The following is a 12312-nucleotide window of genomic DNA, read 5'->3' as shown; positions in this document are numbered from 1 at the left end:
CGCCCCCTACCGCCACACCACGGCGAAGACGACGGTGGCTGCGACCACACCGACGATCATCGCCAGCGCGTAATGGGTCACGACGCCGGTCTGGAGCCGCCGCAGCGCCCCGCCGCCGCGCAGGATCGAGTGGGCAACGCCGTTCACCACGGCGTCCACGCCGGCAAGATCGACCCTCAGTCCCGCCCGTGCCGCACCATGCAGGAAGGGTAGCGCCGCGGTCTCGGACACGTCGCTTACCGCTTTCTCGTAGCGGGCCAGCGGTTTTTCGGCGAGCCACATGAAGAGCCGCGCGCCCTTGCGGTAGAACCAGTCGGTGTCGATGCTGATCGTGTTCTCGGGGTCGAGCGCCCTGAGGAATATGACAAAGCCCAAGGCGGTGAACATCAGCACGCCGAGGCTCTCGGTGACATGGACACTGGTGTAGGGTTCGAAATCGACCGGATAGGGCAGCAATGCGTAAAGCGGCTGGGGGAACACCCCGATCGCAATGCAGAGCACCGCCGCCATACCCATCGCAACCAGCATGTTGCGCGGCGGCTCCCGCGCCTCCAGTTTCCTGTCGGTGCCGAAAAACATGTAATATGGGAGCTTGAGCCCGGTGTGCAGGAACGTCCCCGACGACGCCATCGTCAGCGCCAGCACCACCATCGCCCGATGATCCTGTCCAGCAGCCGCCACCACCATCGACTTGGTGACGAAGCCAGAGAAGAATGGAAATGCCGAGATCGCGAAGGCGCCTACCATGTAGAGCGCAACGGTCAGCGGCATGGTCTTGTAGAGCCCGCCGAGCTCGGTGAGCTTGCGCCGCCCGGTGACGTGGATCACCGCCCCCGCGCCCATGAATAGCAGCGCCTTGTAGAGGATATGCGCGAAGGCATGGCTGGTGGCGCCGTTGACTGCCATCTCGGTCCCGATGCCGACGCCCGCCACCATGTAGCCCACCTGACTGACGATGTGATAGGCAAGCAGCCGCCGACAGTCGTTCTCCAGCACCGCGTAGATGACGCCGTAGAGCGCCATCGCCGTGCCGAGCCAGACCAGAAGCTCGGTCCCCGGAAAGGCTCGCGCCAATACGTAGACGGCTGTCTTGGTGGTGAAGGCGCTCATGAACACCGCTCCGGTAACGGTCGCCTCCGGGTAAGCATCGGTCAGCCAGGCGTTGAGCGGCGGCACCGCGGCATTAAGCATGAACCCGGCAAGGATCAGGTAGGCGCCGACGCCCATCTCCCCCGCGATCGGGCCGAAAAGCAGCGAGCCTGTCGAGAGACCGTAGAGAATGACGCCGCCAAGCAGGACGACGCCGCCGGTGATATGGACCATGAGATAGCGGAAGCCGGCGGCAACCGCCTGGCGGCCGCCCTGGGCGAAAACCAGATACGCAGAGGCAAACGCCATGCCTTCCCAGAACAGGTAGAGCGTCAGGTAGTCGCCGGCGAACACCACGCCGAGCGCGCTGCCGACATAGACGAACGCCGCGACATGCTGGCCGGGGCGAGGCAGGTGCAGCGCATAGACCGTTCCGATCAGCGCCATGATGGTGAAAACGGTGGCGAAGACGATGCTCAGTCTGTCGACCTTGGCGATCAGGATTTCCTGCCCGATGAACGATGTCCCGCCGTAGCTGCCCGGGGTGATTGTGAGCACGGCGATGATCGCCAGCGCCGGGATCAGAAGCAGATAGGCCTTGCGGATCGATCCGTTGAGGAAAGGAATCGGCAGAGCGCCGAGAATGAAGACGAGGGCGGGATGGACGAAATCAGTCATAATAGTCCTCGCGCCGCATCAACCCGCCTTGATGACCGAGGAACTTGGACACGAAGATCAGCAGCACGCAGGATAAGAAGCCGTAGGCGGCCGACCAGCCAGGCAGGCGGTCCCACAGGTATTCGGCGTGTTCGCGATAGACCACAAAGTCGGCGACGACGATCAGAACGAGCACCAGATAGAACAGGCCGCGGCGCTGCCTCGCATATTCTTCGTCACCAAAGAAGTCGACGACACGCTTGATCATCTGACCACTCCGTCCGCCAGGGTAAGAAAATAGCCGGGGAAGATGCCCATCAACACCGACAGGGTGGCGGTCGCGACCAGCGGGATCGTCACCATCGGAATTTCGCGGACAGTCGCCGGCACCGGGCTTGCCTCCGTGCCGAAAAAGGCGACGTAGCTGACCGGCAGGAAATAGGCGGCGTTCAGGATCGAGCTCGCCAGGAGTACGATCAGGAATGCAATTTCTCCCGCCTCCACCGACCCCCGCGCCAAATACCACTTGCTGACAAAGCCAGCGGTCGGCGGCACCCCGATCATGCTCAGCGAAGCGACGAAAAATGCCCCCATCGTCCAGGGCAGCCTGCGGCCGATACCGGCCATGTCGCTGATGTTCCTTTTGCCGGACGCGCAATAAATCGAGCCGGCACAGAAAAACAGCGTGATCTTGGAGAAGGCGTGGGCCGCGATGTGGATGATACCGCCGATCATCGCGACTGGCGATAACAGAACCGCGCCCAGCACGATGTAGGAGAGCTGGCTGACCGTCGAATAGGCGAGCCTGGCCTTCAGGTCGTCCCGCGTCAGGGCGTAGATCGACGCCATCAGGATCGTGAACGAAACCAGATAGGCCGTGGCGATGCCGAGACCCAGGTCCCCGACAAGCCTGACGCCGAAGACATGGAACACCACCCGCAGCACGCAGAACACGCCCATCTTGACCACGGCCACCGCATGCAAGAGCGCGCTGACCGGTGTCGGCGCCACCATCGCGGCAGGCAGCCAGGCATGCATCGGCATGACCGCAGCCTTGGCGAAGCCGAAAAGGTAGCAGAAATAGACGGCCGTCAACATCGGCGCCGAGGCGTCGACCCCCGAGAGCAGCCCCCCCGCTACAAAGTCGAGCGACCCCGCAATCTGGTAGGTCAGCGCCAGCGCGGCGAGAAGCAGGCTTTTCGACGCGCCCATCAGATAGACGAGGTACTTGCGGCTGCCCGCCCAACCCTCTTCGTCCTCGTGGTGGTAGACGAGAGGATAGGTAACGAGGCTGAGCACCTCGTAGAAGATTACCAGCGTGAACAGATTGGCGGAAAAGGCGCCCCCGGCGGCCGCCGCCAGGCTGGTGGCGAAACAGGCGAAGAATCGGGTCTGTGCATGCTCGTTCAAGTGCCGCATATAGCCGATGGAATAGATCGCCGCCACGATCCACAGCAGCGACGAGACAGTGGCAAACACCATACCGAGCGCGTCGACCCGGAACGCGAAGTCAATCCCCGGCAGAATCTCGAACAGGGGCAAATCGACCGTCCCGCCCGCCAGCACCGTGGGCGCCATCGAGGCGACAATAGCGAACATGGCGATCGCGGCCAACGGCGAGACGACATCGCGGAGTTTCTCGCGGTTGTTCAGAAGGAGAACTGCAACGGCCGCCAGACCTGCGACGGCGACGGCTAGCAGCGGCCGGATCGATATAACCGGGTCCAAAACCGCTATCCTTTCATCATGGTCACGTCATCGACCTTGAGGGTGGACTTGTTCCTCACGAGGGCGACCAGGATGCCGAGAGCGACGGCAACCTCTGCCGCGGTGATTGCGATGACGAAGATCGCGAAGATTTGCCCGCGGAGATCGCCGTAGTAATGCCCGAAAGCGATGAAATTGATGTTGACCGAGTTGAGCAGCAGCTCCAGCGACATCAGCACGACCAGAATATTGCGCCTGAGCAGCACACCCGCCGCTCCGATCACGAATAGGACCACTCCGAGCAAAATATACCACCAGAGCGGAACCATCACTCCCACTCCTTCCGCGCCAGCACGATGGCGCCGACCAGGGCCGCCAGCAGGATTACGGAGGCGGCTTCAAACGGCAGGAGATAGTCGGCAAAAAGTGTCGTGCCGAGCTGCCTAATCTGGTCACCGCCGCGCACCGCGACGGGCTCCGTGACCGAAAAGCGGTCGCTCCAGAGCACCAGCACAAGCATCTCGACTCCAAGCAGGACGAGCAGCACCATTGCCGGCAGGTTGCCACCCGGCACGAACCGCTGCAATACCGCTTCGCGCACATCGATCATCATGATCACGAATAGAAACAGGACCATGATCGCGCCGACATAGACGAATATCTGGATGACTGCGAGTAACGGCGCCTCGAGCAGGACGAAGATTGCTGAGATCTGCAGGAAACACGCCATCAGCGCCAATGCGCTGTGAATCGGATTCCGCACCAGGACTACCGTCAGGGCCGTAATCACAGCCACCGTGGCGAACAGAAGAAAGAACCCCTGACCCATCGACGCCCCTCCAACGCGAACTGTCACTCGGCGCGAGACGGGCGGATCTGAGATAGCGCCGCACTTCAGATGCGTTCACAAATTGTGCCCTAGTATCGGATTTTTCACAAGATTATTGTCATCGGCGGCGCAAAGCCCGGCCAATCCGGATGTGGCAAAGACCGCTTAAGAGCGCGCGTGTCTCCGACTCAACGCTGATCCGGCGCAGCCCGTCCCTTCCAATCGCGACCCGATGCTGCGCATCGGAGCGCTTCTCGACATACTCGAAGGCGTCGCCGCCGATCGGCATTGGTCACTGGTTTCGCCCATCTCTCCGACCCGGTCCGCGGCATGCCCTCAGGGCGGTGTCGCGGCTGGCAACGGTTCCGGCAGGGCGACAGCCCCGTGAGCGAAAATTGGATGCCGATTACCCGCTAAACGGCTCAATTTTGCGTGCCCGAAACACAACCCTTCTTGCGCGCTCCGCCACAAAAAAGCACCAGATTGCGATATTCAGTATATTCACAAGCTCCCATCGATCCAATATGCTTCATTTAGACTTTAATACTTAATGTGAATATAATCACCGGTCGCGCATTTTGCTTCAGATTTCATGCATCCCATGCGTGAACTTTATTCTTAGTCTGGCGGCAAGGCTGACGGGGGAAGCCTCTCTGTTTTTCCGGAATCATGGTTCCAAGGGGCATTGGCTCGAAAAGCGATGCAATGCAGCATTTTCTAAATCCAGCCCCGTGATTTTCAGTCAAGATCATCTCTTTCGCCGAATGAACTGCTGATGGGCCGTTGCCACCTCTTTAGTCGCGAGGTCCGTTCAGCTGGTCAATAGCTCAACATCTGCATGTTTTGTTGAACACAGGCGAGCGCACCCATGCCTGGATACAGATTTCATTGGCGGCGCTTATGCGGCGGGCGATCAAAATCAAAGAAACTTAATGCAACAATCCGAGAAACTATTCTCATTTATCGTTGACATGTGGAGATCGAGAAATCCATCCACACAGGAGGAGATGATGCGGGTGGCCGATGAACTTCGGACCATCGACGTCGGTTTCAATATGCAGGCGATGGATCTCAGCCCAAATGATCCATTCGACTTCAGACTTCAAATTCTCAAGAAACCAGCCGGTGTCCGCAATCCCTTTGGCGTCACCGGTCCTCTGATCTCAACCCTTGGGGCCTACCCCGATCCCCAGTTTTACCAGCGCGAAGTCGTCCCGCGGTATGCCGCAGCACGGGATACCGGCCTGATTCAGATCTCCACAACGAGCGGTCGTGTTCTCGACAGGATCACAGCGTACGATCGTCTCATTCTGCCGGTGAAGCCCCGGTTTCGCAATGTCAGACACGCGCTCGCCATCATCAACATAAAGGGAAGCTTCCCGGCTGGAGCACGCGGCACTCAGCAACTCAGCATCGAGGAACGGGAGGTGCTGTTTCTGCTTGCCAATGGAATTGCCACCGATGAGATCTCAATAAGGCGTGGCTGCTCCAAACATCGGCTGGAACAAATCATCGATGCCGTTTTGACAAAACTGAAGGCAAAGAACCTTATCCACGCCATTGCAATCGCTGTTGCTCGCGATCTGGTTGACGCCATGGAGACAAACCATGGGGAGCACCTTGCCAAGCTGCGGCTTGAATTTTCCGGAAGCTTCTTTTCGGAATTGCGTGAAGGCGTTGTTTTCGTCGATGCGAACGCCCGCGTTGTCTATGCGAACGAAACAGCCGAAGCTGTCATCGCGGAAGGCGACTTGCGACTGCGAAACGGCGTGCTATGGGCTGGCGGGCCTCAGGACACTATAAGCCTCCATAGATTGGTTGCCCGTTGTGGAAAAGGTGAGACGACAAGCAGCCCGGGCTATCTGACAGTGTCACGGGGGTGGGATCGAATGGCCCTGTCGCTGCTGGTCAAACCGGCACCAGCAGCAATGATCAATGCGAACGAGCCTTTGATAATGATCTCGATAGTCGACCCTTATCGGATCGCGTTGCCAGGCCCCGGACAATTGCAGCAACAATTCGGCTTTACCCGCACGGAGGCTATCGTAGCCTTGGAAATCGTCATGGGAACTGGGGTCCAGGCTGCAGCAGAACGGCTAGGGATCGGAATCGGAACCGTCAAGACCCACCTCGTGCGCGTCTTTGCCAAGACAAATACAAATCGACAGGCCGAACTTGCGAGGCTGTTGCTGGCGATGAGGCATCTGACCGCTTGAGAACTCATGGACAGCCGGATGTGCGGTCCTTCAATGGGAGCGCTCGCTGAACCTTACAACGCCTTTGGACTGCTGTCCCGTCGTCAAGATTGGGATAGGCGGCACTGCCTCTATCAAACGATAGACGCCTGGCTCGGCTTTTGACGTCACGAAGAGAACTTGGCGGCCTATAGCCGAAATTTCTCGTTGTTCGCCAAAGCAGGGCAAAATGTTGAGAATTTTTGACACATGTTCACGCAGTAAATCCGCTCACTTGACGGTTTCATACGAAGGCAGAGCAGACGCTTTTCGAGAAGAGCTTTGCGGCCTACAGCTCAACGCACGGTTCGAGAGTGAAAAACAAGGGCCGTTTACAGCGGAGGCAAAAATCGGTCTGTTTGAAGAAGCAAAGCTCCTCCAACTGGAATTTAGCACGGGCACGCTTCTCCTTCAGGATGACCTGCCTATTCGCAAGGCCGGGAAGGTGCTGATCCTGGCGGTTGAGGGTGATTGCCGGTGGCAGCACAACGAAACCCGGCTGGGCACCTGCGCCGGCGTGATTGTGATTCCGCCGGACGCAAGAGATTTTCACTTATCCGTCAGTGCGAACGAGTCAACGCCGGGAAAATTGTACTGCATTCAGAGTTCTGACCGAATTTTCGGTCCGAACGCAAACATAAAACAAATGCGCTTTATCAATAGCTCTCATGTATTGAAATCCATTTCCGCGCATATACACAATGTGAAGGAGTTAAACGCAAGTAAACTTAAATCAATATTCCGAATAATATTTCAAAGGAAATATGCGCAACCCAACGAAACTGATGGCATTGATTTAATATATCTTGAAGCAATATTGAATTTTATCGATTCCAATCTGAAGAACGAATTACTGGACTGCGATCTTATTGGTCGACATTTCGGAATTTCAAAACGGAAAATCTACGAAATATTCAAACAAAATGGAATTCTCCTACACGAGACCATAGTATCAAGACGATTGGCAATGATTAAAAACGAGATAGATGCAGGATCTGAAAAAGTTTCCAGCATTATATCCGATTATGGATTTTCAACGCCTTCGACGTTCTACCGAAACTACAGGAAATACTATGGCGTCAGACCTCGTCGAGAGGTCGGCTTGAGATAGGCTCGAAAATGCGTGCTCAGACGCCAACACTGCTGGCGAAATCACGGCATCGCGACCCTCGATCGCCCGTCTTTCTCGCCGTTCCGCTTCAGTTTCCAAGCGCGTTGAGCCAATCTCCGAACGTTCCTCCGAGGCGGCGCTCGGGCGGAGCGGCCGGCGGGACAGGATGCTCTGCGGCGCCGGCCTTTCGGATCTCACGGGGACTGAAACCGAATTCGTGACTAAATGCGCGCGTGAAGTTGGCAGCCAGATCAAAACCTGCGGCTTCTGCTATTTCCGATATCGGCCGATTGTTCGTAGGATCGCTGAGGTCCGCATAAGCCGCCAGAAGCCGCCGCTTGCGAATGTAGTTGAGAACACCGCCACTTGCGCCAAACAGCTGATAGAGCCGGGTACGCGAGATCCCGAGCGCCCGGCATATGCTGTCAGGCGTGAGCGTATCCGACTGGAGGTTGCTGTGAATATATCGGTGTGCCCGCTCCATCATGCCCATATTCGGCAGCGTCGCTGTCGCCGGCGCCACCGACGATGAGACACAGGCAACGACCATGTCGCGTATCGTGTGCACGATCCTTGGCAACTCTTCGGCAGTGAGTCTGGAGAGATTCGACTCGATGCCGTGGACATAGTTGATCAACAACGTGGCCAGATTGCCCGACAGCGTCGAATTGTTGGCCGCCTCCAGGAGACCGGCATCGTCGGCCAACAAATCGTAAGGCATGAAAAGAAGGATGGCGTCCGAATCGGTTGTCCGCCCGCGATAAGGATAGCCAAGCGATCTGAACGCGAGCTTGTCCGGCCCGCTTTCAGCAACCCGGCGATCGACTTCCGTCCAGGCCCGACCAATTCGGGGCAGTTCCACATACCAGTGATCGATCGGGCTCAAACGCAACATTGCACGAGAGCGTGTATAGCTGTGAGCCGGCACGCGCTGTTGAACGATAAGTAGCTTGCCTAGATACCATGCTGTCTGATTTGCCAGGAAACCGTCGTCCAGAGATTTGTCGTCCGGCAAAGTGACCTCGACCAAGGGAGCCATATGTGCCCGCCACGCGTGGAACTGTTCCGCTGGCGTCAGCTCGCGTGTCGAAAAACGCAGGGCCGTCAGTGCGGGCGGAGCTGACGAAGGGGATGTTGCCTGTACGTCGAATTGACGCGGCCAACGGCGCCGCTCCAAGGTCGGTTGCTTCCCGGGCACCTCCGCAGGGTGCTTGTCTGGTTCGGACTCGGTTGAACGATCACTCATACAATCCTCCAGCCCACGATCGCCAAGCCAGGAAGAATTGGCGACGACGCGTTGTTCTGGCGCGGCGGCGTCCGGCCCACGCCCTCATCACGGCCTAGTTGTACTCTATTTGGAGTAGAAATGCACGGGACGATAAATATCCGGATGGGAGGATAACGACATTCGCGCCTGATGTTTGTATTAAATAAAGCGTGGTCACTTCTGAAGAATATATTCAATTATTGAAAGACTTATTAACATAGTACGTTTTTGATTAGCTATTTATATCTGCCTTCAGGGCGGAAGGCAGGTCACTCTAAGGATTGGTGGAGGTTGTCGTGATTTTTCTGAGTAAGAGTGGCGATAACTATTCACCAGGGGCAATCCAGGGTGACAGTCCTGTGCCCCGGCGACGAGAAGATCGGAAACGAATTCTTGTCGCCGGTGGCGCAGGTTTTCTCGGATCGCATCTTTGCGAGCGGCTTCTTGGCGCGGGGCATCAGGTCATTTGCCTCGATAATTTCTCGACCGGGTTGCGGCGCAACATCAGGCAACTGAAGCGCTCCGACGCCTTCAGTGTCATTGCCCATGACATTATCGAGCCGATCGACCTTGAGGTCGACGAAATCTACAACCTCGCCTGCCCGGCATCGCCACCGCACTATCAAGCCGATCCGATCCATACGACGAAAACCTGTGTGCTGGGCTCGCTCAATTTACTGGAGTTGGCCGTGCGCCGCCGCGCGCGGATCGTCCAGGCGTCCACGTCGGAAGTCTATGGCGACCCAAATGTCCATCCTCAGGTAGAAAGCTATTGGGGCAACGTCAATCCGTTTGGCCCGCGCGCCTGCTATGACGAGGGCAAGCGCTGCGCGGAAGCATTATTTTTTGACTTCCACAAGACGCATCAGGTCGAAATCAAGATCGTTCGCATCTTCAATACATACGGCCCTCGCATGCGCCCGGACGATGGCCGGGTCGTATCGAACTTCATCGTCCAGGCATTGAAGGGCGAAGACATCACCATATACGGCGACGGGTCGCAGACCCGCTCGTTCTGTTTCGTCGATGACCTGATCGATGGTTTCGTTCGCACGATGGCCTCCCGGCCGTCCGTGACGGGCCCGATCAATCTTGGTAATCCCGCAGAATTCACGATCGCCGCGTTGGCCGACGAGGTGGTTCAACTCACCGGTTCGCGATCGAAGATCACTTATCGCCCATTGCTCATCGATGACCCACGTCGCCGCCGCCCGGACATTTCGCTCGCGATGCGGGAACTGAACTGGTGCCCGACGGTGAATTTGTCGGCCGGCCTTACCCGAACGATCCGCCATTTCGATGGTCTGCTTACCCGGGCGCACCGGGCTCTGAAGGAGGTTGCCTGATGGTTACGCCGCGTCTCCTCGTCACCGGTGGTGCCGGCTACATCGGCAGTCACACGGCAAAACTGCTGCGTTTGGAGGGCCTTGAACCGGTTGTCTATGACAACCTGACAACCGGAAATCTTTCGTCGGTGCGCTGGGGGCCGTTCGTTCGGGGAGATGTCCTCGACACGCCCCACCTGATCCAGATCGTCGAGCAGTACAAGCCGGTCGCCGTCATCCATTTCGCCGCTTCGGCCTATGCCGGCGAATCCGTGTCCGACCCTGCAAAATATTACCGCAACAATGTCTGCGGAACGCAGTCGCTGCTCGATGCCTGCCGGCACACGGGGCTTGACAAGATCATCTTTTCATCGAGCTGCGCGACCTACGGCGTGCCGGGGACGCTGCCCATCAACGAGGCGACGCCACAGATCCCCATCAACCCTTACGGCAGAACAAAACTGATCGCCGAGCACATGCTCGCCGACTACGCCGCCGCCTTCGGTCTGCGCTACGTAGCGCTTCGCTACTTCAACGCCTGTGGCGCCGATCCGGAGGGAGATCTCGGTGAATGGCACGAACCGGAAACCCGTTTGATTCCGCGGGCGCTGCTGGCCGCGGCAGGCAAGCTTCCGCGCTTGAAGATATTCGGCGATGACTACCAGACCGCCGACGGAACCTGCATGCGCGACTATGTTCACGTCGCCGACCTCGCGCGCGCCCATGTGCTGGCATACAGGCATATCGACAGGGGCGGAGAGAACGTGGCTCTCAATTTGAGCACTGGGCGTGCGTCTTCCGTCAGGGAAGTCTTGAGAGCAATCAACCAGGTTACCGGGCAAAATGTCCCGATCGCTATCGGACCCCGCCGAGAAGGCGATCCACCGGTGCTGTATGCGGACGGCAGCCTTGCCCATAAGAAACTGGGGTTCTTGCCCGAATATTCTGATCTCGAAACCATCGTGCGGACCGCTGCCCCTTTCTTCGGATTGGACGTGACGCATCCTTGCGCCATGAACCAGACAGGCGACACGAACCCAACTCGCAAGTCGCTTCTGTTGTCCCGAGAAGAGAACGCTCGTCTGTCAACGAAGGCGAACGAGATTGGAGACGCATTGTGAACAGGAAAGCAAAGGCACTTGCCTTCTCGTTCGCCGGACTTTTGCTCTCCGGCACGGTTATCGCATCAAGCAGCCCGCGCGGCACACCCGACCTGAATTCTCCGTCCATGGCGACGCCGTCGTCAAAACGACCAGTGCTGACCGCCACATCAATAGGGTTCGGCGCCTATGATCCAAATGGCGATTTCAGCGAGCCCTCGAGCTCCGAAATCGAGCATCTGTTCCTGCCTTGGGAAGACGTCGACCTTTCCACTCTGGCTGTCGCTGACGACTACGCTAAGGAACGCGGACGGACCCTGCTGATCACGGTCGAACCATGGTCCTGGTCACCCAAATGGCGCTTTTCTTCGCAAGAACTTCTCAGCAGCATTCTGAACGGGCAGCGCGACAACAACATGGCGGCAGTTTGCTCGATGGCTGCCACATTGAAGAGCCCGGTCATCATACGCTGGGGGCAGGAAATGGACGAGGCCGACAGCCAGTTTTCCTGGTCGCATTGGCGGGGCAAAGATTTCATAATGGCCTACCAACGTATGGTAACAGTGTGCCGGACGCATCTTAAGACGGCGAAATATATGTGGTCGCCGAAGGGCAACGAGGGCCTGGAGGCTTTTTATCCAGGCGATGCGTTCGTGGACATTGTCGGCCTCTCGGTGTTCGGTTTGCAAAAACAAGATCGCGACACGACCGGTGGCGATCGGACATTTTCGCAGCGTCTGGCGCCCGGGTATGATCGTGTGAAGGGTTATGGTAAGCCGATCATGGTCGCAGAACTCGGCTATGAAGGCGATCAGTCCTATGTGCGGAATTGGGCCCAAAACGTCGCCAAGCCCCATGCTGAATTCCCTGGTCTGACAGCCGTCGTCTACTTCAACGATCGCGAAATTTATCCGTGGCCGCAAGGCTACGGCCGCCCCGACTGGCGGATCATCCAAGAACCCGTCAATTGATCGGGACCCGACAAGAGGGGCT

The 12312-nt window shown here is 57.8% G+C and carries 10 protein-coding genes and 1 pseudogene; 5 read left to right on the top strand and 6 right to left on the bottom strand.

What is annotated here, in order from left to right; all coding sequences use genetic code 11:
* Nucleotides 1-6 precede the first annotated feature (6 nt).
* Genes ACSQ2Z_RS22020 through ACSQ2Z_RS22000 form a run of 5 tightly spaced genes read right to left on the bottom strand, consistent with a single transcriptional unit; the run spans nt 7 to nt 4282 of the window.
* Nucleotides 7-1767, bottom strand: a complete 1761-nt coding sequence (locus tag ACSQ2Z_RS22020) for a Na(+)/H(+) antiporter subunit D (protein ID WP_436083379.1) — start codon at nt 1765-1767, stop codon at nt 7-9.
* Nucleotides 1760-2014 carry a hypothetical protein gene (locus ACSQ2Z_RS22015; protein ID WP_436083378.1) on the bottom strand — a complete coding sequence of 85 codons (255 nt, stop codon included), beginning with the start codon at nt 2012-2014 and terminating at the stop codon, nt 1760-1762. The genes ACSQ2Z_RS22020 and ACSQ2Z_RS22015 overlap by 8 nt, the downstream gene beginning before the upstream one ends.
* Nucleotides 2011-3474, bottom strand: coding sequence for a monovalent cation/H+ antiporter subunit D family protein (locus ACSQ2Z_RS22010; RefSeq protein ID WP_436083377.1), 1464 nt, complete (start codon nt 3472-3474; stop codon nt 2011-2013). The genes ACSQ2Z_RS22015 and ACSQ2Z_RS22010 overlap by 4 nt, the downstream gene beginning before the upstream one ends.
* A gap of 5 nt (nt 3475-3479) precedes the next feature.
* Complete coding sequence (nuoK, locus tag ACSQ2Z_RS22005) at nt 3480-3782, bottom strand: NADH-quinone oxidoreductase subunit NuoK (protein ID WP_436083376.1); 303 nt, start codon at nt 3780-3782, stop codon at nt 3480-3482.
* Nucleotides 3782-4282 carry an NADH-quinone oxidoreductase subunit J gene (locus tag ACSQ2Z_RS22000; RefSeq protein ID WP_436083375.1) on the bottom strand — a complete coding sequence of 167 codons (501 nt, stop codon included), beginning with the start codon at nt 4280-4282 and terminating at the stop codon, nt 3782-3784. Before ACSQ2Z_RS22000 ends, nuoK begins: the two co-directional genes overlap by 1 nt.
* A 1016-nt stretch (nt 4283-5298) precedes the next feature.
* On the opposite strand from ACSQ2Z_RS22000, the gene ACSQ2Z_RS21995 reads away from it, so the two are divergent.
* Together ACSQ2Z_RS21995 and ACSQ2Z_RS21990 are read left to right on the top strand one after the other, a co-directional pair.
* On the top strand, nt 5299-6498 hold the full coding sequence (locus tag ACSQ2Z_RS21995) for a LuxR C-terminal-related transcriptional regulator (protein WP_436083374.1): 1200 nt from the start codon (nt 5299-5301) through the stop codon (nt 6496-6498).
* A gap of 208 nt (nt 6499-6706) precedes the next feature.
* Complete coding sequence (locus ACSQ2Z_RS21990; protein ID WP_436083373.1) at nt 6707-7627, top strand: helix-turn-helix domain-containing protein; 921 nt, start codon at nt 6707-6709, stop codon at nt 7625-7627.
* A gap of 88 nt (nt 7628-7715) precedes the next feature.
* Here the strand turns inward: ACSQ2Z_RS21990 and ACSQ2Z_RS21985 are convergent, their stop codons facing one another.
* Nucleotides 7716-8873 (bottom strand): helix-turn-helix transcriptional regulator, encoded by a 1158-nt coding sequence (locus ACSQ2Z_RS21985; RefSeq protein ID WP_436083372.1) that lies wholly within the window; start codon nt 8871-8873, stop codon nt 7716-7718.
* A 362-nt stretch (nt 8874-9235) separates the two neighbouring features.
* Here ACSQ2Z_RS21985 and ACSQ2Z_RS21980 point away from each other — a divergent pair, with 362 nt between their 5' ends.
* The 3 genes and pseudogenes from ACSQ2Z_RS21980 (at nt 9236) to ACSQ2Z_RS21970 (ending at nt 12290) form a co-directional block, all read left to right on the top strand.
* Entirely contained in the window at nt 9236-10240 is a 1005-nt protein-coding gene (locus ACSQ2Z_RS21980; RefSeq protein ID WP_436084124.1) for a UDP-glucuronic acid decarboxylase family protein, read from the top strand.
* A pseudogene (gene galE / locus ACSQ2Z_RS21975) lies at nt 10240-11217 on the top strand (UDP-glucose 4-epimerase GalE); the annotation flags it as partial. The gene ACSQ2Z_RS21980 and the pseudogene galE, both read left to right, overlap by 1 nt.
* Nucleotides 11218-11336: 119 nt before the next feature.
* Nucleotides 11337-12290 carry a glycoside hydrolase family 26 protein gene (locus ACSQ2Z_RS21970; protein WP_436083371.1) on the top strand — a complete coding sequence of 318 codons (954 nt, stop codon included), beginning with the start codon at nt 11337-11339 and terminating at the stop codon, nt 12288-12290.
* Nucleotides 12291-12312 lie beyond the last annotated feature (22 nt).

The sequence above is a fragment of the Pararhizobium sp. LjRoot235 genome, from assembly GCF_964254145.1.
In the GTDB taxonomy this organism is placed as follows: domain Bacteria; phylum Pseudomonadota; class Alphaproteobacteria; order Rhizobiales; family Rhizobiaceae; genus Pararhizobium.
This window is presented reverse-complemented; position numbering and strand designations above follow the sequence as displayed.